Annotated in this window: 23 protein-coding genes, 2 tRNA genes and 3 pseudogenes; 14 read left to right on the top strand and 14 right to left on the bottom strand. The window is 34.6% G+C overall.

Going from position 1 to position 24,604, the window contains the following annotated elements; translation table 11 throughout:
• Positions 1–100 precede the first annotated feature (100 nt).
• The 7 genes and pseudogenes from ONG75_RS07830 to ONG75_RS03945 form a co-directional block, all read right to left on the bottom strand.
• Positions 101–750 (bottom strand): annotated as a pseudogene (locus ONG75_RS07830) (IS256 family transposase).
• Positions 751–784: 34 nt separating this feature from the next.
• Positions 785–1,315 carry a transposase gene (locus ONG75_RS07825; RefSeq protein WP_405197644.1) on the bottom strand — a complete coding sequence of 177 codons (531 nt, stop codon included), beginning with the start codon at positions 1,313–1,315 and terminating at the stop codon, positions 785–787.
• Between the two features lie 23 nt (positions 1,316–1,338).
• Positions 1,339–2,658 (bottom strand): annotated as a pseudogene (locus ONG75_RS03965) (IS4 family transposase).
• Positions 2,659–2,792: 134 nt separating this feature from the next.
• Positions 2,793–4,031 (bottom strand): IS256 family transposase, encoded by a 1,239-nt coding sequence (locus ONG75_RS03960; protein ID WP_264375829.1) that lies wholly within the window; start codon positions 4,029–4,031, stop codon positions 2,793–2,795.
• 140 nt (positions 4,032–4,171) lie between these two features.
• The gene (locus tag ONG75_RS03955; protein ID WP_041582616.1) at positions 4,172–4,543 is read right to left on the bottom strand and encodes a helix-turn-helix domain-containing protein; all 372 of its coding nucleotides are present in this window, start codon (positions 4,541–4,543) and stop codon (positions 4,172–4,174) included.
• Between the two features lie 34 nt (positions 4,544–4,577).
• Positions 4,578–4,910, bottom strand: a complete 333-nt coding sequence (locus ONG75_RS03950) for a helix-turn-helix domain-containing protein (RefSeq protein WP_041582615.1) — start codon at positions 4,908–4,910, stop codon at positions 4,578–4,580.
• 103 nt (positions 4,911–5,013) lie between these two features.
• Positions 5,014–5,673, bottom strand: a complete 660-nt coding sequence (locus ONG75_RS03945) for a JAB domain-containing protein (protein WP_012673223.1) — start codon at positions 5,671–5,673, stop codon at positions 5,014–5,016.
• Positions 5,674–6,000: 327 nt separating this feature from the next.
• Between ONG75_RS03945 and ONG75_RS03940 the strand changes: the two genes are divergently transcribed.
• Both ONG75_RS03940 and ONG75_RS03935 read left to right on the top strand, forming a co-directional pair.
• Positions 6,001–6,837 carry a polysaccharide deacetylase family protein gene (locus ONG75_RS03940; protein WP_264375828.1) on the top strand — a complete coding sequence of 279 codons (837 nt, stop codon included), beginning with the start codon at positions 6,001–6,003 and terminating at the stop codon, positions 6,835–6,837.
• A complete protein-coding gene (locus ONG75_RS03935) occupies positions 6,792–8,348 on the top strand; it encodes a penicillin-binding transpeptidase domain-containing protein (RefSeq protein WP_319606832.1) in 1,557 nt (518 codons plus the stop codon). Before ONG75_RS03940 ends, ONG75_RS03935 begins: the two co-directional genes overlap by 46 nt.
• A 99-nt stretch (positions 8,349–8,447) precedes the next feature.
• On the opposite strand, the gene lon is transcribed toward ONG75_RS03935, so the two are convergent.
• From lon to ONG75_RS03910, 5 genes are all read right to left on the bottom strand, one after another.
• Positions 8,448–10,904, bottom strand: coding sequence for an endopeptidase La (lon, locus tag ONG75_RS03930; protein ID WP_264375826.1), 2,457 nt, complete (start codon positions 10,902–10,904; stop codon positions 8,448–8,450).
• Positions 10,905–10,919: 15 nt separating this feature from the next.
• Positions 10,920–12,197 (bottom strand): ATP-dependent Clp protease ATP-binding subunit ClpX, encoded by a 1,278-nt coding sequence (clpX, locus tag ONG75_RS03925; RefSeq protein ID WP_010406852.1) that lies wholly within the window; start codon positions 12,195–12,197, stop codon positions 10,920–10,922.
• Positions 12,197–12,823: an ATP-dependent Clp endopeptidase proteolytic subunit ClpP gene (clpP, locus tag ONG75_RS03920; protein ID WP_139686893.1), complete on the bottom strand. Its 627-nt coding sequence runs from the start codon at positions 12,821–12,823 to the stop codon at positions 12,197–12,199. The genes clpX and clpP overlap by 1 nt, the downstream gene beginning before the upstream one ends.
• 11 nt (positions 12,824–12,834) lie before the next feature.
• Positions 12,835–14,178: a trigger factor gene (gene tig, locus ONG75_RS03915; protein ID WP_139686894.1), complete on the bottom strand. Its 1,344-nt coding sequence runs from the start codon at positions 14,176–14,178 to the stop codon at positions 12,835–12,837.
• Positions 14,179–14,333: 155 nt separating this feature from the next.
• Positions 14,334–14,415, bottom strand: a tRNA-Leu gene (locus ONG75_RS03910).
• A 256-nt stretch (positions 14,416–14,671) separates the two neighbouring features.
• On the opposite strand from ONG75_RS03910, the gene ONG75_RS03905 reads away from it, so the two are divergent.
• Entirely contained in the window at positions 14,672–15,271 is a 600-nt protein-coding gene (locus ONG75_RS03905; RefSeq protein ID WP_010406846.1) for a BON domain-containing protein, read from the top strand.
• A 211-nt stretch (positions 15,272–15,482) separates the two neighbouring features.
• Here the strand turns inward: ONG75_RS03905 and ONG75_RS07820 are convergent.
• Together ONG75_RS07820 and prmC are read right to left on the bottom strand one after the other, a co-directional pair.
• Positions 15,483–15,906 (bottom strand): annotated as a pseudogene (locus ONG75_RS07820) (transposase); the annotation flags it as partial.
• An 81-nt stretch (positions 15,907–15,987) separates the two neighbouring features.
• On the bottom strand, positions 15,988–16,839 hold the full coding sequence (gene prmC / locus ONG75_RS03895; RefSeq protein ID WP_139686898.1) for a peptide chain release factor N(5)-glutamine methyltransferase: 852 nt from the start codon (positions 16,837–16,839) through the stop codon (positions 15,988–15,990).
• A gap of 433 nt (positions 16,840–17,272) precedes the next feature.
• Here prmC and rpsL point away from each other — a divergent pair, with 433 nt between their 5' ends.
• The 11 genes from rpsL to rplL all read left to right on the top strand — a co-directional run bounded on the left by rpsL (position 17,273) and on the right by rplL (position 24,602).
• Positions 17,273–17,647, top strand: a complete 375-nt coding sequence (gene rpsL, locus ONG75_RS03890) for a 30S ribosomal protein S12 (protein ID WP_010406837.1) — start codon at positions 17,273–17,275, stop codon at positions 17,645–17,647.
• Between the two features lie 5 nt (positions 17,648–17,652).
• Entirely contained in the window at positions 17,653–18,129 is a 477-nt protein-coding gene (gene rpsG, locus ONG75_RS03885; protein ID WP_264375825.1) for a 30S ribosomal protein S7, read from the top strand.
• Between the two features lie 21 nt (positions 18,130–18,150).
• Positions 18,151–20,226, top strand: coding sequence for an elongation factor G (gene fusA / locus ONG75_RS03880; RefSeq protein ID WP_264375824.1), 2,076 nt, complete (start codon positions 18,151–18,153; stop codon positions 20,224–20,226).
• Positions 20,227–20,238: 12 nt separating this feature from the next.
• Positions 20,239–21,411, top strand: a complete 1,173-nt coding sequence (gene tuf / locus ONG75_RS03875; RefSeq protein ID WP_264375823.1) for an elongation factor Tu — start codon at positions 20,239–20,241, stop codon at positions 21,409–21,411.
• 12 nt (positions 21,412–21,423) lie between these two features.
• Positions 21,424–21,496: transfer RNA gene (locus ONG75_RS03870), tRNA-Trp, on the top strand.
• 10 nt (positions 21,497–21,506) lie between these two features.
• Positions 21,507–21,716 (top strand): preprotein translocase subunit SecE, encoded by a 210-nt coding sequence (secE, locus tag ONG75_RS03865; protein ID WP_319606831.1) that lies wholly within the window; start codon positions 21,507–21,509, stop codon positions 21,714–21,716.
• Positions 21,706–22,542 (top strand): transcription termination/antitermination protein NusG, encoded by an 837-nt coding sequence (nusG, locus tag ONG75_RS03860; RefSeq protein WP_010406831.1) that lies wholly within the window; start codon positions 21,706–21,708, stop codon positions 22,540–22,542. Before secE ends, nusG begins: the two co-directional genes overlap by 11 nt.
• Positions 22,543–22,544: 2 nt before the next feature.
• Positions 22,545–22,985: a 50S ribosomal protein L11 gene (locus ONG75_RS03855; RefSeq protein ID WP_010406829.1), complete on the top strand. Its 441-nt coding sequence runs from the start codon at positions 22,545–22,547 to the stop codon at positions 22,983–22,985.
• A gap of 4 nt (positions 22,986–22,989) precedes the next feature.
• Positions 22,990–23,643 carry a 50S ribosomal protein L1 gene (rplA, locus tag ONG75_RS03850; RefSeq protein WP_264375820.1) on the top strand — a complete coding sequence of 218 codons (654 nt, stop codon included), beginning with the start codon at positions 22,990–22,992 and terminating at the stop codon, positions 23,641–23,643.
• Positions 23,644–23,655: 12 nt separating this feature from the next.
• Complete coding sequence (gene rplJ, locus ONG75_RS03845; protein ID WP_007301987.1) at positions 23,656–24,174, top strand: 50S ribosomal protein L10; 519 nt, start codon at positions 23,656–23,658, stop codon at positions 24,172–24,174.
• A gap of 26 nt (positions 24,175–24,200) precedes the next feature.
• A complete protein-coding gene (gene rplL / locus ONG75_RS03840) occupies positions 24,201–24,602 on the top strand; it encodes a 50S ribosomal protein L7/L12 (protein WP_007301986.1) in 402 nt (133 codons plus the stop codon).
• The last annotated feature ends 2 nt before the right edge of the window (positions 24,603–24,604 follow it).

Here is a 24,604-nt window from a genome sequence, read left to right as displayed (position 1 = left end):
ACCGGGAGTGTTCTGTAAACCATACGCGTCAAGTTAAAGCAAATTTAGAGAAGTTAAGGTGGATACGGGAGTGTTAAATAAACTGTGTCAAACCGCATTTTTAGTTCAACTCAATTTTCAATCTGCCAGGAAAGAAAACATCAAGTTGAGAGATAGTTAAAGCCCAATCATGTACAGGCATCGTCCACTTTTCCTCTGCCTTCTTTATAGCACAATATACCTGCTTATACAAGGCATTTATGCTGGTAAATGAGCCTTTGGTCTTAGTGAATTTCCTAATTTGCCTATGTAGCCCCTCTATGGGATTGGTGGTGTAGATTATCCTCCTAACTGGACCAGAATACTTAAAATAACCAGACAAGTTTTCCCAATTATTCTGCCAAAACCATAGGATACTTTGTGCCCCATTTTTCATCCAATTCCAACAGATAATTCTCGGCAATTTCCTTGCTTGAAGCTTGATATACCTTCTTTAAATCGCTCAAAAAACTCTTCGCATCTTTACTGGCCACATACTTCAGTGAGTTGCGTATCTGATGCACTATACACATCTGCACTTCCGCATTAGGAAAGACACTGTTTATAGCTGCAGGAAAGCTTTTCAGCCCATCAACGCAGGCAATAAGGATATCTTCTACTCCTCTTTCTTTGAGGTCATTTAGCACTCCCAACCAGAACTTCACTTTCAGCCAAATAAAAACCTAATACTTCTTTTTTGCCATTTTGATCTATGCCTAATATATTATACATGCATTTACTTACGCAATGCCCGTCCTCTTTGACTTTAAAAAACCATGAAAACTATCGGATATACAGACTGCAGCGGGCGACTACGCCATTCGTTGATTACTGGTAGCAATTTGTCAGTAATACTTGATATCTCTGCCGCCGATATTTTGTGATCATAAATTTCCTCAACATGTGACACTATATCTCTATAGCCCATACCACTGGCAAATGTGCTCAAAATCTTCGTTTCAAGCTCTGGATGTAAGTTTGTTTGCCTTTTTTTGACTATTTGTGGTTCGAAACTTCCTTCCCTATCTCTTGGCGTCAAAAGCTCAAATGACCCTGCGCTTGTACGTAAAGTCTTTGCATTCCTCCCATTTCTTCGATTATTCTCTTCGCTTTCAGCCGACAAGTGGTTTTCTATTTCACCTTCCAGGCTTACCTCCAGCAACTTTTTTATAAACGGTGTTAATGCTCCATCTCTTCCTGTCAACGGTCTTCCTTCTCGTATAGACGACAGGATATTTGTTTCTAATTCTTTATAATCTACCAAACCGGTAGTTCTGTTTACTACTTTCTGACTCATTGTCAAACCTCCATTTTTTTATATCAATTTATTACTTTTTTTTCGGTTTGACACAGTTTATTTAACACTCCCGTGGATTCCCTAGTTTTTCTGTACTTGTCTTTTAATGAAAACTGCGACCAAGTTATGGTAAGCTTTTTGAGAAAAATATTTAAGCCTTTAATTTTATTATTTAGTGCTAAAAATAACTCTCTAACCCGTCTTTTTAGCTCAATAAATGCCTTTGTTAAGCTAAGCTCCGTATTTTTTTTCAGTTCTGTGCAACCCACTATTCCATGAAATATAAGAATTGCACACAATTTGGCATATAGCTCACATAATACTCTGTATGGCTTTCCTCTCAGCTTATCAAGCCTTATATTACTCTTATATAATTTGAACAATAATTCAATTTGCCATCTTATTCGGTAAACTACTAGTATTTGCTCAGCATTAATCTTACTTTTTGGAACATTAGTTATAAATATCGACCAATTTAGTAACTTTTGGTTCCTTTGAGAAGATGTGTATCCATGTGATCTTGCTAACCTATTAGCCTTTCTTCTTCTAGCCATAGCTTGTTCTTCAGTTAGTTTTTTAAATATAATTCTTACTTTAACCCTTGTCTCTTTTCCTAACAATACCTCCTGTTCTAGAAAAGATCGATCTCCCAAATGTTCTAGTAAATCTATTTTTTGACCTGTCTCTATATCATATATGTTAGTATCGACGACTTATGAAATAAGCTCCTATTTCATTGATTTGTTTAAAAGAACTTGGCACAAAATAACCCAAATCAGATATTAGTAAATCGTTGTTCGATATATTGCTTAAATGGCTTCTATAACCCTCTTATTCCTTCAGTTATATTAAGCTGGTCTAATGTCTGGTTTAGGTAGTCAAAAACTAATTGTAACTTTATTCCAGACTTAGTATTGCTTTCATAACCACTGTAGCTGGTACCATAACCTTTATACATGTCTTCCATACTGTTAGGTAAGCTAATGTAGCTGCTGTCTAATAATTTAACACCTCCAAAGTGCTTCAAGATTCTGCAATCAACTTGTAAGGTATTTTTAAGTAACGTTAAAATACATTCTTTTCATAAATTCCACTGCTTCCTTGGTAAATCTAAAGTCCAGACCTTGTTTTGTTATATTTATCGAGTCTTCATTCAATAATTGACACACTGTCTCTATACTACAATTATCAACCCCTATATTACCCAAAACGATGGCTTTTATGAACGACGAGCCTTTTAGCTTCCTCTTTCTTTTTATGAACCCTGTTGTAGCTGAGATTTTATCTGCTTTTTCATTAAAAAATTCTTTGAGCTTTTTTGAGATGCAAACTATTCTTTTCATTGTATAAGTTCTCCGTTTTCTTTGTTAGATTTAAGAGAACTTATATCTTCTTTTTCTCTTCCTTACACTAAGTTTATTACCACAGTTCCTTAACTTGACGCGTATGGTTCTGTAAACTGTGTCAAACCGCATTTTTAATTCAACTCAATTTTCAATCTGTTCGGAAAGAAAATATCAAGTTGAGACACGGTTAATGCCCAATTTTGTACAGACATTGTCCATTTCTCTTCCACCTTTTTTATAGCACAATATACCTGTTTGTACAAGGCACTTATGCTGGTAAATGAGCCCTTGGTTTTGGTAAATTTTCTGATTTGTCTATGCAGGCCCTCAATTGGATTTGTAGTGTAAACCAGCCTTCTCACTGGGTCAGAATACTTAAAATAGCCAGACAAATTTTCCCAATTATTCTGCCAAGACTTTATAACCATTGGATATTTCGTGCCCCATTTTTCATCCAGCTCCAGCAAATAATTTTCAGCAATTTCCTTGTTTGAAGCCTGATATATTTTCTTCAAATCGCTCATAAAACTTTTCACATCTTTGCTAGACACATATTTCAGCGAGTTCCTTATCTGATGCACTATACATAGCTGCACCTCTGCATTAGGGAACACGCTATTTATAGCCGTAGGAAAGCTTTTCAGCCCATCTACACAAGCAATTAGAATATCATCTACACCCCTTTCTTTGAGGTCATTTAACACACCGAGCCAAAAGTTAGCTCCCTCACTTTCAGCCAAATAGAAGCCCAAAACCTCCTTTTTGCCTTCTTGATCTACACCTAATATGTTATACATGCATTTGCTTACACACCGTCCGTCTTCTTTGACTTTGAAGAACATGCCGTCCATGAAAACTATCGGATATACAGACTGCAGCGGTCGACTGCGCCATTCATTTATCACTGGCAGTAATTTGTCGGTAATGCTTGATATCTCTGCCGCTGATATTTTGTGGTCATAAATTTCTTCAACATGCGATGCTATATCTTTGTAGCCCATGCCACTTGCAAACATACTCAGGATCTTTTTTTCAAGCTCAGGATGTAGATTAGTTTGCCTTTTCTTAACCGCCTGAGGTTCAAAACTCCCATTTCTATCTCTTGGCGTGAAGAGTTCAAATGATCCTGAACTTGTATTCAAAGTCTTTGAATTTCTACCATTTCTTCGGTTGTTTTCCTCATCTTCAGACGATAAGTGATTCTCTATTTCACCCTCTAAACTTGCCTCTAGCAGCTTCTTAATTAAAGGCGTTAATGCCCCTTCTTTTCCAGTCAATGGCCTTCCTTCTCGAATAGACGACAGGATATTTGACTCTAATTCTTTATAGTCCACTAATCCAACGTATTTGTTTGATGTTTTTTGATTCATATGTAAAACCTCTATTTATATTTATTATAATATAATTTTTCGGTTTGACACAGTTTACAGAACACTCCCAAATTACCATAAAAAATTTACCTTAACTAGCATTGCTTGTAGAAGTGGATTGAAGATATATTCAGGCAATATTATTTATTGGCAAGCGCTTTTATCACTGAATGCACAATATCACGCAACGTTTCATCCTTAATTTTCCTGTATTCCCTCACTAGCCTTGATATTTCTTCACTACCCACATCGCTACAAAAGGCCTTATCGTGTAAGTCTTCAGAAGCTTTGGTAAAAAAATATGACATATCAACGGACAAAGCTTCTGCCAAATTATACAATCTATCAATTACAAGCCTTACCTCTCCAGTTTCATATCCTTGTATATGCTGAAATGAAATTCCGAGCTTTTTTCCTAAGTCTCTTTGGCTAAAACCGCATATTAACCTTCTCTTCCTTATTCTTTCACCTATTTGTTTATCAATAGGATGTTGTTCATCTTGTACAATCATTTATTAATATATTAACTGAGGTATTGAAGCAATACTAACTCTCATTGTAACTTTGAGAAAAAGATTTTACCAATATATAAACTACGCTACGTAACCTTTTGCTTTTAATTTCATTATATCCTTTGACTAATTTTAGTATTTCTTCATCATAAGTTTCATGTGAGTCGACATGCACATCAGTAAAAAAATCAGCCACATTAATCGATAGTGCTTTTGCTAAGTCGTATAGCCTACTGGCCAAAATTTGGTTTGAACTATTTTCGTACCTTTGTATTTGTCTATACGAAACGCCTATTTTCTTTCCCAACTCAGTTTGTGTTAAACCACAGTATAATCTAAGTTCTTTTATTTTTTTGCCTAATTCCACCTTTCATTACTAATTTTAGCTGCTCAAGCTTATATTGAATTTTTTAATTTATGAAGTAGAAAAAAAGAAGGAAAGTTGGAGAACTTTCCTTCCGGTCTACAGATTACAATAAACCACTATCATAAAAACTAAAGTGGCTCTTCTGTGTTACGATTATGTGATCTATTAATTTCATTCCTACATTTTCGCAGGTTGCAGCTAATGTAAGTGTGTTATCCTCATCCTCCTTTGATGGTTCTGTATCTCCACTTGGATGATTATGTGAAATTGCAATAGATGATGCATCTATCAGTAATCCCTGTTTGATTATTTCTCTCACATATAGAGGTACTCTGTCTATAGTTCCACAGTCTTGAATATACTCGTATATCAAATGACCACTTCGATCTAAGTATATTACTCGCAAGCTTTCCTTTCGTGACTGCCCTATTGCTGTTTTAAAGTATTTTAGTAGCTCTTCTCTGTTATCAAGAATCGACAGCTTTTTTAACTTACCTTTCAGTATCCTATCGAAAATCTCTTTCAGACAAAAGATACTTGCTATTGCTCCATCATTCATTCCTGTAACATTTTTTAGCTCATGAAAGTCAGCGTTAATTACCCTTCCTAAACTACTAAAGAGCTCTATTAGCTTTTTGGCCACTTCTCTTCCTTCTTCACATTCAGATAGAGTACGTTCCAGTAGCTCATGGTCAAGTAAAGACCTGCCTCTACTTGATAAAATGCGAGTTTCCAATTTTTCTTTTCTCTCACTATTATTCATAAAAACCTCCAAGGTCAACATTATATACAAATTCAACGCCAGCTTTCTGACGCAGTAGTTCTCGAGGAATAACCCTTTTGAACTCTAAATTTGCAATGTTGTCCTTGTTGCTTTAAAAGCTGGAATACCATTTGCCATGTGAATTTGTGCATTAACATTTACTGTGCTGGTTCCCTGAAGTGCAACGGTATTTATATTTGCAATCATACTATATTATATAAAGTTATTAATATAATATATTGACAAAGTAACGAAGTAAACAGTAGCTGTTAAAAGTGGTTTAATTTAGCAAAAAAGTGTAGTACTCTATCACTTTGCTGATTATATATGTTTATAAGAATAATCGCTTTTCTTTTGCTATATTCAAGCGCAGTTTTCTGTAGTGATTGTAACTTTAACTTACCATATCGTGGGCTCAATTGTGATTTGGATCTATCATATAAAAATTTAAGTAATATAAAGAAATTATTGAATAACAACGATAAGTTCGTTGCGCTTACGTTTGATGATGGTCCATCTTATAATAGATCAGGAGATATTATTAATATTCTGGAGAGCAATAAAACAAAAGCGACATTTTTTTTGCTTGGTGAACGCATAAATAAAAAAACATCTAAAATAGTAGAAAAGATCCATCAAGCAGGTCATGAATTAGGTAATCATTCTTGGTCGCATAGGAAGTTGACATCACTTTCAAGTGAGGAGCAATTGCAAGAACTGGAAAAGACAAATGTGGCAATTAAAAATGCAACAGAACAGAATGTAAAATGGTTTCGTCCACCATATGGATGTCACAATGATAATTTGATCGAAAATACTAATCGATTAAATATGTATTCCATATTATGGACAGTCGATTCTCTGGATTGGCAAGGTGATAAATCAGAGATTTTGGTTGAAAGAGTTTTAAGCAATGTACATAATGGAGCGATTATATTGTTCCATGATCACGATAACAAATCAAATACAGTTGAAGCTTTACCTCAGATTATTGAAATACTAAAAAAATCGGGTTACAAACTTGTTACCTTAAGTGAGTGGGAAGAAAGGGTTTGTGATGTAGTGAAAGCTAGAAATATGCCAATAAAAGGAGAAGGAGTGCATTCTAAAGGAATTCTATGTGGACAAAAAACAAGGTCTTCAACCGTAGGTCATTCATATTAGGTGGTATTCAGCTTACTATTTCTGCTGTTTTTAGTTATAGGTTGTATACTTTACAAGTACGAGATAGACAAAAATATGAAGTGCTATCCAATAATAATAGGATAAAAGTTGTTACTATTGTGCCTAAACGAGGCAGGATTTTGGATAGGAATAGCGTTGAACTCGCAGTAAACAAAATTTCGTATATTGTTTTATTTGATGGGCAGAAAACCTTTACTAGGGAAGTTGACTTGCAGATGTTATCAGAAATTAAACCTGATGCGACAAAATCATCAGATACAAAAATAACTGCTCTTTATAAACGTTATTACCCGTTTGGTTCGATATGTTCTCATATAATCGGATACACGAAAAGACAGCAAGGCATAAACGAAGCAGGGGTTAGTGGCATTGAATATACATATGATGATATATTAAAAGGCAGGACAGGCAAGTCTGAGCAGGAAATAAATTCTAAGAAGCGTATCATGAGAGAGTTGTCTAGCATACCTCAACAAGACGGACAAGATGTACAGCTGACAATTGATGTTGATTTACAGAAAAAAATCGCAGAGATATTTAAAGACCACCAAGGTTCCACAGTGGTAATTGATGTAAATAACGGAGAAATTTTAGCATTGTATAACTCACCTTCTTACGATAATAATCTTTTCACTAGCAGATTATCAAATGAAACTTGGGAAAGTTTAAATATTCCTTCGTTACCGCTTGTAAACCGTGCATTATCATATCAAATTCCACCTGGTTCAATATTTAAAATAATAGATGCGCTTGCGGGTTTAAAAGATGGAATAATAACACCAGAAGAAAAATTCTCGTGTAGGGGATATATGAAGATAGGTGAGCGGAAATTTCGTTGCATGAAAAGCAAAGTTCATGGATATGTATCTTTAAATGAGGCAATGGCTCTCTCATGCAACACTTACTTTTATAATATAGGAAAAAAAATAAATGTAGATTCTCTACTAGAAATGGCTAGCAAATTTGGTATAGGAAGTGGACCATTAATTGGAATGTTTAAGGAAGAAGCTCCGGGATTGTTGCCTGACATGAATTGGCGTGCACGCAAGCTATATTCAGAGTGGTATTTAGGTGATACCATTAACTTAGTTATAGGACAAGGGTATTTACTTACAACGCCATTACAGCTTGCGGTTCTTGCAGCGAGGGTTGCAACAGGAAAGGAGGTAATTCCCCACATTGAGATGAGTAAATCAGGGCAAGACTTTCTTGATATTGATGTGAATCATGAGCATCTTAGTGTGGTTCGAAAAGCTATGTTTGACGTGGTGAATTCTAACTATAGAAAAGGACTAGGCAGTATACAAATTGCTGGCAAAACCGGAACACCAGAGATAAACTCTAAAGGTGAAAGTCATAAATTGTTTATCGCTTATGGCCCCTACCATGATCCGCGCTATGCAATCTCAGTGTTTATAGAACATGGTAAAACTCCACGCCAAGATGTTGCAATTGCTAGTGAGATATTGCAATATATGCTTGAAAAATGAACTTATGAAATTGCCATATATGTTACTTGTAATTTATATATTCAAATCAGAGCTTTGAGGTTAAAAAAAAGAAACGAAAATTGCATAAACCTTTTCAATTTAGTGCTTTAATGTTTCTGATGAAGGGAAGGTATTATCCTTATTTTCTATGGAGCTAGACACACTAATTTCGTTATTATCATCAACTGAAGTAATAGGGTGCATCAAAGCAACTTTTATAACTTCATCAATATTCTCAGCAAAAATTACATTGATTTCTTCTTTTATATTTGTAGGAATCTCTTGCATATCTTTCTCATTTTCACTTGGTATAATCACAGTTTTGATTGATCCTCTTAGCGCAGCAAGCAATTTTTCTCTCAAACCCCCAATAGCCAACACTCTACCACGCAATGTTACTTCACCTGTCATAGCAACACTTTTGTTAACTGGTATATTTGTCATAAGAGAAACAATAGATGTACATACTGCACTGCCAGCAGAGGGACCATCTTTTGGCACAGCACCCTCAGGTACATGCAAATGTATATCATTATTTTGAAATTTTTCGGGTTTTATACCGAAAAATAAACAATTTGATCGCACATAACTATACGCAGCTTTTATAGACTCTTGCATAACCTCTCCAAGCTTTCCTGTGTATTTTATTTCCCCCTTGCCCGGAATTAGGACTGACTCTATCATTAAAATATCACCACCTGTTTCAGTATAGGCGAGACCAGTTACTACCCCTACCAAACTCTCATTTTCTGCAATGCCAAAGGTATACTTACGTACCCCTAGGTAATCTTGTAAATTACCAACCTCTACGGATATTTTCTTATTTTTATCAGTTAATATTGCTTTAACTGCTTTTCTCATGAGCTTTGCAAGTTCCCTTTCCATGCTTCGCACGCCGCTCTCACGTGTATATAAACGTATCAACTCGTATAATGCTTCATTAGTTATTTTCCACTCCTTCTGATGCAAACCATGCTCTTTTTTTAATTTTGGAATAAGGTGATGCGTAGCAATATTGATCTTCTCATCTTCGCTATATCCAGATAATTGTATAATTTCCATCCTATCACGCAAAGGATGTGGCAAATTTAAGCTGTTTGCCGTAGCTACAAACATTACACTTGAAAGATCAAATTCAACTTCCAAGTAATGATCCGTAAAGTGTTTATTGTGCTCAGTATCCAAAACCTCAAGTAATGCAGATGCAGGATCACCACGCGAATCAGAACCCATCTTATCTATTTCATCAAGCAGAAAAAGCGGGTTGCATGAATTAGCTTTTTTCATGTGTTGAATGATTTTACCAGGCATTGAGCCAATATAAGTTTTTCTGTGTCCTCGTATTTCAGACTCATCACGTATACCACCAAGAGATATGCGAACAAAATCTCTTCCTACTGCTTTTGCCATAGACTTAGCTAAAGAAGTTTTACCAACACCAGGTGGTCCAACTAAGCAAAGTATAGGACCCTTTATCTCTTTTACTCTCTTTAATACTGCTAAAAATTCTATTATTCTATCTTTTACTTTCTCTATGCCATAATGATTTTCATCTAAGATTTTTTTAGCCGCATTTAAGTTAATTTTTGCATCTTTGTACTTTCCCCATGGCAAATCAAGCAACCAATGCAAGTAACTAGATATAACTGTTGCTTCAGGAGAAATGGGATTCATTTTCTTATATCTCTTTAAGTCAGTTATGGCTTTCTTTTTTGCTTCCTCAGAAAGCTTTGTTTCATTTATCTTTTTTTCAAATTCATTGAGTATATTCCCTTCATCTCCATTTTCAAACTCACCTAATTCTTTCTGTATAGCTTTTAATTGCTCATTAAGGTAGTAAACTTTTTGAGTACTTTCAACCTGTGATTTAATTGTCTTATACAAGCGGTTTTGTGCACTCAAAATACTTATTTCTCTCTCAATAAGAGCAAAAACTTTTTTTAAACGCTCTTTTGGGTTATAAACTTCAAGTATGTTTTGCTTATCTGATACCTTTATATTTAAGTGCGAAGCTATCATATCTACAATTTGATTAACCTCTTTAACTTGATCAATGGGGTCAATAATAATCTCGGGTCGACTTTTCTTGCTTAGTTTACACCAATTGTCGAATGCATCTATAACAGAACGCCTTAAAGCTTCTAAATCAATATTATCTTCATTTTCTCCATACTCATAATGACCATCTAACGCTACTCTGGCCTGTAACAAAGTGTGAGAGCTAATATATTCTATAACTCTTCCCCTTCTTACCCCATGAATCATGACTTTTACTGCATTGTCAGGCAGTTTTATTAATGGTTGTATAATGTTTGCTAACACGCCTACTTCATAAAGATTCTCTGGCTCTGGATTATCAATAGAACCATCTTTTTGTGCTATGAGAAAAATCTCGTTTTGGTGACTACTGCTACTTATTGCATATTCTAGTGCATGAACAGATTTTTCTCTACCTACGAATAAAGGCAACATTATATTTGGAAAAATTACTACATCTCTTAGAGGTAATACTGGTAATACAGTAGAATTAAAGTTTACAGCACGTCCAATACTCATAATATATGCCTCAAATTAATCATTAACCGTTATAACACTACCCTTATTATTATGATTAATCGTCGCTTTGCCTAATTCTACCATTTTCTTAGTAACCGTTATAGTGCTACCTTCAAAACCTCCGTTGCCGGATATATACATAACATCAAGCAAAAGTGACTCTAAGATAGCACGTAACATCCTTGCACCTGTTTTATAGCTTATAGCTTTTTTAGCAATAGCTGATATTGCTTCATCTGAAAACTCAAGGTTTACTTTACTAAATGCAAGCAATGCTTTATATTGTTTTACTAGCGCATTTCTTGGCTCTGTCAACACATGTATTAAATCCTCGTGATCCAGCTCATCTAGAACAGCAGTTATTGGAACCCGTCCTACAAATTCGGGTATCAAACCGAATTTGATTAAGTCCTCAGGTTGAGCATCGCGTAAAGCATTTTTTTTCTTTTGTGCTTTAGACTGACTTATATCTGCTCCAAAGCCAACTGATGTTCCCTTTTTTCTTGCCTCAATAATTTTATTTAGGCCTTCAAAAGCTCCTCCACAAATAAATAGTATGTTACTAGTGTCTACTTGTATAAACTCTTGTTGCGGGTGTTTTCGCCCTCCTTGTGGAGGAACATAAGCAACCGTACCTTCCATGATTTTTAGTAGAGCTTGTTGGACCCCTTCACCTGAAACATCACGGGTTATTGAAGCGCTTTCAGACTTTCTTGTGATCTTGTCTATTTCATCGATAAACACTATACCATGCTGTGCCTTTGCAACATCATAATTTGCAGCTTGTAATAGACGTGACAACACGCTTTCTACATCATCACCTACATAACCTGCCTCAGTCAAAGTTGTCGCATCGGCCATAGCAAATGGCACATCTGAAACTTTAGCAAGTGTTTTTGCTAGCAAAGTCTTACCAGAACCAGTAGGGCCAATAAGCATTATATTTGACTTCTCAATTTCAATATCACTTATAGAATGAAGTTGCACCATGGATTGACAATGGTTATACATAGCCACAGATAAAACGTGTTGCGCATGTTCCTGACCTACAACATGCTTACTAAGAAAATTTTTTATATCTTCAGGTTTCTTTAGTAATAGCTTCATATCAGATATATGATCTGAATTAAAAGCTCTCTCTTTCTTTTGACTTATTGCTTTATGGGATAACTCTATGCATTCATTACAAATGAACACCTTTAAACCATCTGAAGAGTTAGTAATCAATTTATCTACTTCGTTTTGTGCCTTGTTACAAAAAGAACAGTAGTGTAAATCATTATTGTTATCCATTAAACTACCTTTTGTTTAACTTTAATATTTTCAATCTTCATATCTTTACGCTCAGCTATTACTTTATCAATCAAGCCAAGTTTCATTGCTTCTATAGGATCCAAAAATTTATCTCTTTCCATCATTCCTTCAATCTTCTTGAGTGAATGCCCAGTATGTTTTTCATAAATTTGATTTAGCTTTTTCTTAATTCGCAAAATTTCCTTAGCATGTATTTCTATATCAGTTGCTTGACCTTGATAACCACCAGATGGTTGATGTATCATAATTCTTGAATGAGGTAGAGAGTGGCGCTTACCTTTCGCACCAGCTGCAAGCAACAAAGAACCCATAGATGCAGCTTGACCTATACATAAAGTTGAAACGTCTGGACTTATGTACTGCATTGTATCGTAGATTGATAAACCAGCAGTTACAACACCGCCTGGCGAATTAATATACATATGAATGTCTTTATCAGGATTTTCCGATTCTAAAAATAAAAGCTGTGCTACTATTACGCTGGCCATGTTGTCTTCAATAGGGCCAGTTACGAAAATTATTCTTTCTTTTACTAGCCTTGAATATATGTCATAAGCCCGCTCACCGCGACTAGTTTGTTCAACTACAATTGGTATAAGAGTCATACCTTTTCCTATCAAATATTATCAAATAATTCCTTTAATTCTTTCACAGAAACAATCTGTTCTTCTTTACTAGCTTTTTCTATCATATAATCTGTCACTTTATACTCAAGCGCTTGCCCTCTAACTAATTCCTGAAATTGTCCGTCTGATTTAAAATGTTTAAATACTCTGTCAAATGATACATCTTTACTGACATATTGATTTACAATAACATTCATAATATCACTTTGAGTTAATGATATTTCATGTTCTTTACTGAACTCCATAAATAGCATTGCAAGCTTTACACGTCTTTCAGCTTCTTTACAAGAATCATCTTTAGCATTCAACTCTCTTTCCACTCTCTGCTGTTCCTGTTTTACTACTTCTATAGGCAAATCAAAACTATAACTAGCATCCAAACAATCAAATAGCTCTTTCTTAATTAAGAGATCTCCCATTTCTTTACACTGATTATCAATTACTTCTTTTACATGATTTATTAGCGAAGAATGATCTTCAAAACCAATTCTCCTAGCTATTTCATTATCACTTTGCAAATCTTCGGCAATCTGAATATCATTAACTCGAACAGAAAAAGCAGCCTCCTGCCCCGCAAGGGAAATTACCTGGTAATCTTCAGGAAATCTCAACTTAAAGCTTTTTGTTTCCCCCTTTTTCATGCCAATTAATTGATCTTCAAAACCATTTATAAATGTTCCAGATCCTAAATTAACAGTAAAATTTTTGCCACTTCCACCTTGAAAGAGCTTATTTCTAATTCGCCCTTCAAAGTCAATTATCAGTTTATCCTCGTTTTTTGCTTGATAAGAAGCATCATCAACAGAGACAAAGTTAGGAAATTTTGTTTTTATAGAATCAATAAATTCTTTTATGTCTCCCTCTTTGATTTTTGCCTTAACTTTCTTCAAATTTATTTTATCAAGATCTATTACTGGCACTTTTGGCATCGATTCAAAAGATAATTTGTACAGAAAGTCGCCTTTTTCATCCTTTTTATCCAGGTTTGGTAATGACATAATATCAACCTTAGGATGGATGTGAGACTTAACTTCGATTTTTTTCATTAAATCACTTGAGCAATAGTCAATCGTATCTTTTATCACATATTCCAAAGCTTCGTTTTTATAATTTGTAACAACAAGATCGTAAGGCATCTTTCCGGATCTAAATCCAGGCAATTTTGCATCCTTCGCTATTTCTTGTAATCTAGAGTTTATCTTTTGTTCTATATAATCACTACTAACTGTGATTTCATACTCATACTTTAGTTTATCTACACTAAGTTCCTTATAGGTATATATATTACTTAATGTATCTGCTTCGACTGCATTTTGAGTTATATTACTAGACATTACAACCTGTTATCAATATTTTATTTATGTTTTAATAAAGCCATTTTACCAGAATTTAAGTTAAATACAATCCTTAAGAACAGGTTCTTATACAAACAAAAGTGTACTTAGTGATTATAAATTTTCTCTTAAAACCTGAGTTACATGACTTTAAGTGCGGATAGAGGGACTTGAACCCCCACGAGCAAGCTCACCAGGACCTAAACCTGGCACGTCTACCAATTTCGCCATATCCGCAAGAACCCTTCATTAACTTATAGATAACCACTTCTGTCATCTTATGCAATTTAAAGATTAGATTTTAGTACCACAGACTGAACTTATAATACTGGTTAACTCCACTATGAATCTAAGCCTGAATTACTTTAACTAACATTATTGAGATAAGTACTGTCTTAGAAATATTCAAGGCTTATTCAATTTATAGTATTTACACAATAAAAAAAGCTTATTAATATTCTTTAATTAAAGCTCTAAACTCTGGAAATTAATAATGAGATTAATAGCAAGCTTCTTACTCGCAATTTTTCTGATTACACAGAGTGGCTGTACGACTCTTGTGAGTGGTATAGTGGTAACAGCAACTGCAGCGGCTACAGCAATAACAATGCAAGATAAATCCTTGGGAAACATTATTGATGATACAACTATAGTAATAAGAATCAATAAGGGACTCTTAAAACACGGACTGTTCTCATCTATAAAAGTTAAAGTGAGTGAAGGAAGAGTATTACTCATTGGAAATGTTGATAATCATGAAAAGCAACTCACAGCAGAGAAAATAGCTTGGCAGCAAAAAGAGATTAAAGAAGTGATAAATGAAATAAGAGTCACACCAATTAAAATGGCTTCTATGCTAGATGTTACTGTAGATGGTATGATAACAGCAGAGATAAGCACGAGGCTTCTGGGAAAAAGAAATATTAAATCAATTAATTATAGCGTTAATACAGTTGATAGAGTCGTTTATTTGATGGGTATAGCTCAAAATAAGGCGGAATTAAAAGCTGTAATAGCAATTGCAAGAAAAGTAAAAGGAGTAAAGCAAGTTGTAAGCTATGTGAGATATAGACATAGCAAATTGCGTCATTGATGAAAATTTACTTGAGTGTTAGTACCATGTAGCTAAGCCATAAAACTCCTTTACAAATTTCGTCAGTTCACTCTTATGGTATGTATAACAATGTTACAAAAAATAATATCATAGAATTCAATAGAATAATTCCTAGAAAATCTCTGCATACTAAAAAAAGTAAAATGCTATTTAACACTCCCAAGCTTAAGAATAAATAGCAAACATCTATATCTCGTGCGATATGGCGTTTTATTCCTGAGATTTTTTTACCAGCGTCATAGCCTTTTTCTTCATCAGTGTCTGCGTTCTTTACACTCTGAGTGTCAATTATGCAAAAGCTGATTTTTTCTTTCCAAACATTGTTTTGTCGGACCACACTAACTATTTTTTTTAACATGCACTCCAAAATACTTTTTTTTATTTCCTTTTACTTTTTCACTCCATTTTTGAAATAATCATAACAATTGCGCCATTTTGGAAACTCTTTTGGTAGCATCCTCCACTGATAACCACTTTTTAGGGCGTACAACACTTCGCAAAATATATCATACAAATCAAGTTTTCTTGGTTTTGTTTTTTCCACAAGACTCCAGATCTGGTGAAATAATCTCAAACTTCTCTCGACTTATGTCACTTGGGTATACACTCCTCATATATCCTAATTTATACACTCTATTTCTTACTTTATGCCTTTCTTGAGATTATGAACAGGTTCTTAGAAAGCTAGCGTTCTACTAGTCATGTTCTTTATCTTGCTTTACAACAATGCATCTTTTCATTCCAGCCAAGTCGTATACGTATTCCTGAAAAGCCAGTCCATATAAGGGTATTATTTTGTCAATATTGCTTTGATCTTCGCCTATTTCCAATATCGCAAACCCATCTTTTTTAAGGCACTTTTTCAATATTGGAAAAATACTCAGGTAACAGCTCAATCCATCGATACCGCCATCAAGAGCAATTCTTGGCTCTTTTTGCACTTCAGCTTGCAGATCTTTTAACTTACTTCTTTTAATATATGGAGGATTGCTTATTATGAGATCAAATAAATCTCTGCATTCTGTCCACGAATTTGGAAATATTTTAGCTCTGTTGAGAAGATTATGTTTCTTTGTGTTCTGGCAGGTAATTTTGTATGCTTCCAGGCTTTTTTCAAAACCAACTCCAATAGCATATTCATACTCACTAAGTACGGAGATCAACAAACAGCCTGTGCCTGTGCCAAAATCTGCAATTTTTATTTTTTGCTTCTTATTTTGGTAATATTTTAACACTGTTGAAATTACTGTCTCACTATCTGGTCTTGGATCTAGAACATGTTGGTTAACTATAAAATTTTTACTCCAGAATTCACGATTACCTATTATTTGCGATATTGGATATCTTTCTGCTCTTTTTTTTGTTAATTTCCAGAATAGAAGTTCTTTGTTTCTTGGTACCTGATTGATGTGATTCATGATTGTGAATGATCTTTCTACTCCAAGTACGTACTGCATGATGATTTCACAATCCAAATGTGGTGATTCAATTCTATGTGATGATAGTAGCTTTGACCCTTCTTTAATTAAAGCGCTGATTGTTTTCATTATTCTAAAAACGTGTTCCTTGCATGCAAGAACAGCAAAATTGAGTATAGAATTTTGAACTTAGGGTAGCTGCATTAAATCTAAGTGTCAAGAGTAGGATTGTAAAAATCATCCGGCTTTACTGGTAATTCGGTTGGTATTTTTGCATTAATGTTAGAAGCTCTTGGCTCTATTATAAGCATTATTTTCTGCATATTCTTTGATAGCCATCACAGTATATTACTTGTTCCATATCTATATTAATTAGACCACAGCAAGTGATAATTTCTTAATATTAAAACCAATATGCGCTTTAGCATATAATTATCAGTAGCTTTCAAAGCAATTAGGCTGAGATTATTAGAGTAGTAATGTTTATTTTTATATTGACTATTGAGGTTTATTATTTTATAACTAAGACTTAGTTATTTTTAGAGTTTTAAGTTTACAGTATATGCCTACGATAAATCAATTAATATGTAAAGGTAGATCAGGGTTAACTCGCAAGAAGAAGGTGCCAGCTTTGGGAAAATGCAATCCTCAAAGAAGGGGTGTTTGCACTAAGGTATATACTACAACTCCTAGAAAGCCTAATTCAGCACTACGTAAGGTAGCTAGAGTAAAGATTAGTGGATACGGTGAAGTGACGGCTTATATACCTGGCGAAGGTCATAATTTACAAGAGCATTCTGTTGTTTTAATACGTGGTGGGCGAGTTAAGGATTTGCCGGGTGTACGTTATCACATAATAAGAGGTGCTCTTGATCTACGTGGTGTGCAAAATCGAAAGAAAGCTCGTTCAAAATATGGTGTAAAGAAATCTGGTTAAAATTTATGGCGCGTCGTAATAAAGCAAAAAAAAGAACAAGCCCTGACTCTCGTTATGATAGTGTCTTGCTTATGCGTTTTATTAATATAATTATGAAATGTGGTAAAAAATCTATTGCAGAAAAGATTGCTTATAGTGCTTTGTCCTTAGCTGAAAAGAAAATAGGCAAAGATGCCTTATCAATTTTTGAAACAGCAGTAGAAAATGTTACCCCTTCTATAGAAGTACGCTCTCGGCGTATTGGTGGTGCAACTTATCAAGTCCCTGTTGAAATTCGTCAAGATAGAGCAATTTCTTTGGCATTAAGGTGGATTGCTAGAGCAACTTCTGCTGCTCGAAAAAAGAGCGGTAGAACTACTGTTTATTGTTTGCAGTCTGAAATATTAGATGCTTATAATAAATGTGGTGGTGCATTTAAGATGTGTGAAGAAAAGTATAAAATGGCTGAAGCTAATAAGGCATTTTCTCATCTTCGTTTTTAATATTAGCTGATTGATTGTGGTATGGAAGTTTTAATATCTAGGTATAGAAATATAGGAATAATGGCTCATATAGATGCTGGCAAGACCACCACAACAGAGCGTATTTTATTTTATACTGGCAAACAAAATAGGATTGGTGAAGTGCACGATGGTGCAGCTTCTATGGATTGGATGGAGCAAGAGAAGGAGCGTGGCATTACAATTACCTCTGCTGCAACAACATGTTTTTGGAATGATCATAGGATTAATATAATAGATACTCCTGGTCATGTTGACTTCACTATTGAAGTTGAGAGATCTTTGAGGGTTTTGGATGGTGCGGTTGCTGTATTTGATGGAGTTGCTGGAGTTGAGCCTCAGTCTGAGACAGTTTGGCGTCAAGCTGATAAATATAACGTTCCTCGTATCTGCTTTGTTAATAAAATGGATAGAATCGGGGCAAATTTTTATCGATGTGTCGATATGATAAAAACGAAGCTTGGCGCATCACCTTTAGTTATTCAGTTGCCAATAGGAAGTGAGAAAGATTTTAAAGGCATAATCGATCTTATTTCTATGAAAGCTATTATATGGCAAGAAGAAACATTAGGCGCTAAATTTTCTTATGAAGATATTCCTTCTGATTTGCTTGATAAGGCTCAAGAGTATCGAAATTTTTTATTAGATGCTGCAGCTGAAATGGATGATGAGGCGATAAATACTTACTTTGAATCTAACGATCTGCCAATTGATTTGTTGAAAAAGTGTGTGAGAAGCGGGACCATTAAAGGAAAATTTGTCCCTGTATTATGTGGGTCAGCTTTTAAAAACAAAGGCGTGCAATCACTTTTAGATGGTGTGGTTGATTTTTTACCCTCTCCTATTGATGTTGATGTAATTATTGGAACTGATCCTAAAGATTCAGAAAAGAAAATTGAGATCAAACCTTCAGAAAAAGAGAAATTCGTTGCTCTTGCGTTTAAAGTGATGACGGATAAATTTGTAGGTAGCTTGACGTTTATTCGTATTTATTCCGGTAAGTTAAAATCTAAATCTGCTGTGTTAAATGCTGGAAAGAATGAGACTGAAGGAATTGGTAGAATGTTGCTTATGCATGCAAATAACAGAGAAGATATAAACGAAGCTAAAGTTGGTGATATAGTTGCCTTAGTTGGATTAAAGAAAACAATTACTGGTGATACTTTATGTTCATCTGATTTTCCTATACTATTAGAGCGTATGGAATTTCCTGATCCTGTTATTGAAATTGCTATAGAACCGAAAACCACCTCAGATCAGGAAAAATTAGGTGTTGCTTTGAATAGATTGGTTGCAGAAGATCCTTCTTTAAGGATGTCAGTAAATGCAGAGAGTGGGCAGACTATATTGAAAGGTATGGGTGAGCTGCATCTTGAGATTATTGTTGATAGAATGAAGCGCGAGTTTAATGTTGAAGCTAACGTTGGTGCGCCTCAAGTTGCATATCGTGAAACTATCACTAAATCTGTTGAAATTGATTACACTCATAAAAAACAATCAGGTGGTGCTGGTCAGTTTGCTAAAGTTAAAATAAAATTCGAACCTCTTGAGCCTGGTTTTGGCTTTCAGTTTGAAAGTAAAATTGTAGGCGGTGCTATTCCAAAAGAGTATATACCTGGAGTGCAAAATGGCTTGGAGTTGATAAAAGAAGGTGGTATAATTTCCGGCTTTCCATTGATTGATTTTAAGGCTACTCTTCTTGATGGTGCTTTTCATGATGTTGATTCTAGTCCTTTGGCTTTTGAACTTGCTGCTAAAGGTGCTTTTAAGGAAATGGCAAATAAAGCTGGTCCAAAAATGCTAGAACCTATAATGAAAGTGGAAATCATTACTCCTGAAGAATATATGGGTGATGTTATGGGTGATATAAATAGTAGAAGAGGCAGTGTTGTTGATATGCTGGATTTAGGTAATAATAGCAAAATAATTACTGCTTCGGTTCCTCTTGCAAATATGTTTGGTTATATAAATGTTTTGCGTTCTATATCTCAGGGAAGAGCTCAGTATAGTATGCATTTTTCTTGTTATGAACAAGTGCCACAATATGTGGTTGATGAGTTAAAGTTAAAGTATAATTAAAGGTTAGTAATTATGACAGCGATAGTAGAAGCATTTGGAAAGCCGCATGTAAACGTGGGAACGATAGGACATGTGGATCATGGGAAGACAACGTTAACAGCGGCGATAACAAAGCATTATGGTAATTTTGTAGCATATGATCAAATAGATAAAGCGCCAGAAGAAAGAAAGAGAGGTATAACAATAGCAACAGCGCATGTTGAATATCAAACAGAAAAGAGACACTATGCACACGTTGATTGCCCTGGACATGCTGATTATGTAAAGAATATGATAGTAGGTGCAGCACAGATGGATGCAGCGATATTGGTAGTGTCGGGGGTTGATGGGCCGATGCCACAAACGAGAGAGCATATATTGCTGGCAAAACAGGTGGGTGTTGGATATATCGTGGTATATATAAATAAAGCTGATGTTGCTGATGCTGATATGATAGATTTGGTGGAAATGGAAGTGAGAGAGTTGCTGAGTAAGTATAAATTTCCAGGTGATGAAGTGCCTGTGATAGTTGGGTCTGCGTTAAAAGCATTAGAGGATGATAGTAGTGAGTATGGAAAGAAATCAATAGATAAATTGATGGAGAAGTTAGATGAGTATGTGGCAGTACCTCCAAGGCCTGTAGATTTGCCGTTTTTGTTGCCAATAGAAGATGTATTTTCAATATCGGGCCGAGGGACGGTAGTAACAGGAAGAATAGAGAAGGGGGAGATAAAGACAGGGGATGATATAGAGATAATAGGTCTGAAAGCGACGCAAAAGACGACATGTACTGGTGTTGAGATGTTTAAGAAGTTGCTAGATAAGGGAAGTGCAGGACTCAATGTAGGAATACTACTAAGAGGAACAAAGAGAGAAGAAGTGGAGAGAGGGCAAGTATTGGCAAAACCAGGGACAATAACCCCGCATAAGAAATTTAATGCGGAGGTGTATATATTGAAGAAAGAAGAAGGAGGAAGGCATACACCATTTTTTGGAAATTATCAGCCACAGTTTTATTTAAGGACAACGGATGTAACTGGGAGCATAAAGTTGCTAGATGGAAAGGAGATGGTAATGCCAGGGGACAATGTAAGTATAGAAGTGGAGTTGCAAGTACCAATAGCAATGGATAAAGGATTACGTTTTGCGATAAGAGAAGGTGGTAGAACTGTTGGTTCTGGCGTTGTTTCGGAAATTTTAGAGTAAACTTTGAATTATAGGAGTGTAGCTCAATTGGTAGAGCGCTGGTCTCCAAAACCAGAGGTTGTAGGTTCAATTCCTATCGCTCCTGCATTAATATTATGGTAGAAATGTTAAAAAACCTGTATGTTTTTTTTTGCGATATAAAGCAAGAAATAAGGAGAATTGCTTGGATAAAAAAACAGCAGGTATTGTCATCTTTGTTTATTGTAATAACTGTTATATTATGCTTTTCGATTTTCTTTTGCTTCGTAGATTTTATATCTCTTTACGTAATTAAGACTTTATTTGGAATTATTTATGGAATATAAGTATAAATGGTATATCATTAAAGTCGATTACGGGTATGAGAAGGATATATGCGAGTTGGCAACCAATACTGTTTACTTTAAGGAGGTGTTTATTCCTTATCAGACAGTATGTGATGTAAAATCTGATATAAAAGAGTTATGTGAAGTATATATATGTATGCATCTGTGTGATGAAAGCAAAAATATTTTGAATCAAATGACTGGGTTTTGTGGTGATGAGTCTGGTCATTTTGAGATGATTTCAGATGATGAGGTAATTTTAAAACGTAAGGAATTTAATAGATATAAGTGGTACATTTTAAGAGTTGCCTCTAATTATGAAGAGAAAGTGCGCCAATATATATTAGAAAATTCTATGAGATTGAATATTAATAATTATTTTAATAGGGTTTTTATTCCTTGTGAAGAATTAAGTGAGATGGATTTAAAATCTAAAAAAAATGCTAAACGAAGGAAGTCCTTTCCTGGTTATGTCTTTTTATACATGAATTTATGCGATGAGGTATTAAATTTTATTAATAATATACCAAAATCTCTTAAGGTTTATGGATTTTTGAAAAATGGTAATGTTCCAAAGGTGATTGAGGATAATGAGATTCGCTCAATGTGTAGTGCGCTTTACAATGCTCAAGAAACGAAAAAGTTGAGTTATGGTTATGAGAAAGGTGAAAAAGTAAAAATTAATGATGGTCTTTTTCAAAATTTTACTGGTAAGGTAGATATGGTAAATGATGAGAAAAAAATTATTAATATTGAAGTATCAATCTTAGGTAAGCCAACAATAATAGAGCTTGATTTGGCTCAAGTAGAGAAAATAGAGGATTAATTATGAGTAATGTAGTTGCTAAGATTAACTTGCTTATGGAAGCTGGAAAAGCAGTTCCAGGGCCGAAAATTGCTTCAGTACTTGGCCCGCGTGGTATACCTGTTCCTAAATTTTGTGAAGCTTTTAATAAAGCTACTAGCGCTGCTAACGCTAGTTATAAAGTAGGTGATTTAGTAACAGTGAGAATTTCCATAAAGGATGATCGCTCTCATGATTTTACTGTCAGCGGTCCGCCTGTGGCTTATTTGCTTAAGCAGGAAGCTAAATTAAGTAAAGGTTCTGGTAATTCTGGTAAAGAATTAGTGGCTAAATTATCTATGTCTGCTATCATTAAAGTGGCAAAGTGTAAGATGGTTGATATGAAAGTGGATAATGAAGATTCAGCAGTGAAGATGGTTATAGGCACTGCAAAATCTATGGGTATAGAAGTTGTGGAAGGTTAGGTAAATGAGTACATATAATGATGATTTTAAGCAGTGTTTGGAGAAGATTGTTGAGTCTGCTTCAGCAAAATTTAATGAATCAGTTGATATCGCAGTCAATTTAGGTGTAGATTCACGTAAATCTGAAGAGCAGGTGCGTGGTACAGTAGTGTTGCCTAAAGGTATCGGGAAGAATATTAAAGTAGCTGTTTTTGCTCAAGATAAACATTTATTAGAAGCTGAAAAAGCTGGTGCTGATATTACAGGAGGAGAAGATTTAATTGAAGAGATAAAAAAAGGTAGAAAGTTGAATGTTGATTGGTGCATCACTACTCCTGATTTCATGGCAAAAATCACTCCTATTGCAAAAGTATTGGGTGCTAAAGGGCTGATGCCTAACCCTAAATTTGGTACTGTGACTTCTAATATTGCTGAAGCTACTAAAACCATTAAGTCTGGTCAAATAAAATTCAGGACGGATAAAAATGGGGTTATTCATGGTAAATTAGGAAGTATTAAATTTGATATTGATGATTTGCTGGAAAATTTAAAAGCCTTTCTTAAAGTAATTAGAGACAATAAACCTGCTTCTGTGAAAGGAGTTTACTTTAAAAGCGTTTTTTTAAATTCAACTATGGGTAAAGCTCATAAAATAAACAAAGTAGAAGATATAATTTAAGGGAGCGAAATTGTGAAGCGTAAAGATAAGGATGAATTTATACAAAACATAATGAATGTGTTTGTAAATAATGATTTCTTAATATTGGTAAATTTCAAGTCTATGAATGTTAGTAATTCATTAATTCTTAGGAATAGTCTAAAATCTGTAATGGGTGGGATGTTAGTAGTTAAAAATACTCTAGCTTGCTTGGCTTTGGAAAGGACTGGTAAATTTTCTTATTTATCAGGTAAATTTTCTGGTTCTGTTGCTATTATATATTCTAGTGCTATAGTAGAAGCTGCAAAGTTAATAGTTGATTTTATTAATGCTAACAAAGAAAAAATGTCTGTGATTTGTGCGGCTCATATAAATGAATTGTTAACAGTGGAAGATGTTAACAAATTGGCTAAGCTTCCCTCTCTGGATGAATTGCGTGTTAAAATTATGCGTTTAATATCTTATGATATTCCTGCTCGGTTAGCATTGTCTATTAATTCATCTTCTATGAGGCTTATGAGAGTTTTGGATTACTATAGTTCTAAAAAATAAATTTGTTGTTAAATAAGGTGGTCAGTATGAATAATGTAACAAGTGATTTGGTTGATAAAATATTATCTTTAAATCTATTAGAAGCTTCTGAACTTGTAAAAGTTCTAGAAGAAAAAATAGGGTTGCCTAGTGGTTCTTTTCTTGGTGGAGCTGTTGGTGCTGGGGTGCCTATTAGTGATAATGCTAATGCTCCTGTTGCTCAAGAAAAAGCTGAATATAAAGTTGTAATCAAAGAGATTGATGCAAGCAAAAAAATAGGAGTGATTAAAGCTATTAGAGAAGTTAATTCTACATTGAATTTAAAAGAAGCGAAAGAATTAGTTGAGTCTTTACCCAAAGATTTGACTGCTAATGTTTCTAAAGACGAAGCAGAAAAAATAAAGCAAAAACTTATTGAAGCAGGAGCAACTAAAGTTGAGCTTGAATAAAA

Source organism: Wolbachia endosymbiont (group B) of Sphaerophoria taeniata, from assembly GCF_947179355.1.
Lineage (GTDB): Bacteria > Pseudomonadota > Alphaproteobacteria > Rickettsiales > Anaplasmataceae > Wolbachia.
Note: the sequence above shows the minus strand (reverse complement) of the source record. Positions and strands in the feature narration are given on the sequence as shown.

Bases quoted from the DNA above. Each gene is read 5' to 3' on its own strand.
- rpsG (WP_264375825.1), top strand. From the start codon at position 17,653: ATGGCGCGTCGTAATAAAGCAAAAAAAAGAACAAGCCCTGACTCTCGT.
- fusA (WP_264375824.1), top strand. From the start codon at position 18,151: ATGGAAGTTTTAATATCTAGGTATAGAAATATAGGAATAATGGCTCAT.
- ONG75_RS03945 (WP_012673223.1), bottom strand. From the start codon at position 5,673: ATGAATAATAGTGAGAGAAAAGAAAAATTGGAAACTCGCATTTTATCA.
- secE (WP_319606831.1), top strand. From the start codon at position 21,507: ATGGTAGAAATGTTAAAAAACCTGTATGTTTTTTTTTGCGATATAAAG.
- prmC (WP_139686898.1), bottom strand. From the start codon at position 16,839: ATGAAAACAATCAGCGCTTTAATTAAAGAAGGGTCAAAGCTACTATCA.
- tuf (WP_264375823.1), top strand. From the start codon at position 20,239: ATGACAGCGATAGTAGAAGCATTTGGAAAGCCGCATGTAAACGTGGGA.
- nusG (WP_010406831.1), top strand. From the start codon at position 21,706: ATGGAATATAAGTATAAATGGTATATCATTAAAGTCGATTACGGGTAT.
- rpsL (WP_010406837.1), top strand. From the start codon at position 17,273: ATGCCTACGATAAATCAATTAATATGTAAAGGTAGATCAGGGTTAACT.
- ONG75_RS03940 (WP_264375828.1), top strand. From the start codon at position 6,001: ATGTTTATAAGAATAATCGCTTTTCTTTTGCTATATTCAAGCGCAGTT.
- ONG75_RS07825 (WP_405197644.1), bottom strand. From the start codon at position 1,315: ATGAGTCAGAAAGTAGTAAACAGAACTACCGGTTTGGTAGATTATAAA.
- clpX (WP_010406852.1), bottom strand. From the start codon at position 12,197: ATGGATAACAATAATGATTTACACTACTGTTCTTTTTGTAACAAGGCA.
- tig (WP_139686894.1), bottom strand. From the start codon at position 14,178: ATGTCTAGTAATATAACTCAAAATGCAGTCGAAGCAGATACATTAAGT.
- lon (WP_264375826.1), bottom strand. From the start codon at position 10,904: ATGAGTATTGGACGTGCTGTAAACTTTAATTCTACTGTATTACCAGTA.
- clpP (WP_139686893.1), bottom strand. From the start codon at position 12,823: ATGACTCTTATACCAATTGTAGTTGAACAAACTAGTCGCGGTGAGCGG.
- ONG75_RS03955 (WP_041582616.1), bottom strand. From the start codon at position 4,543: ATGATTGTACAAGATGAACAACATCCTATTGATAAACAAATAGGTGAA.
- ONG75_RS03905 (WP_010406846.1), top strand. From the start codon at position 14,672: ATGAGATTAATAGCAAGCTTCTTACTCGCAATTTTTCTGATTACACAG.
- ONG75_RS03855 (WP_010406829.1), top strand. From the start codon at position 22,545: ATGAGTAATGTAGTTGCTAAGATTAACTTGCTTATGGAAGCTGGAAAA.
- rplL (WP_007301986.1), top strand. From the start codon at position 24,201: ATGAATAATGTAACAAGTGATTTGGTTGATAAAATATTATCTTTAAAT.
- rplA (WP_264375820.1), top strand. From the start codon at position 22,990: ATGAGTACATATAATGATGATTTTAAGCAGTGTTTGGAGAAGATTGTT.
- ONG75_RS03960 (WP_264375829.1), bottom strand. From the start codon at position 4,031: ATGAATCAAAAAACATCAAACAAATACGTTGGATTAGTGGACTATAAA.
- ONG75_RS03935 (WP_319606832.1), top strand. From the start codon at position 6,792: ATGTGGACAAAAAACAAGGTCTTCAACCGTAGGTCATTCATATTAGGT.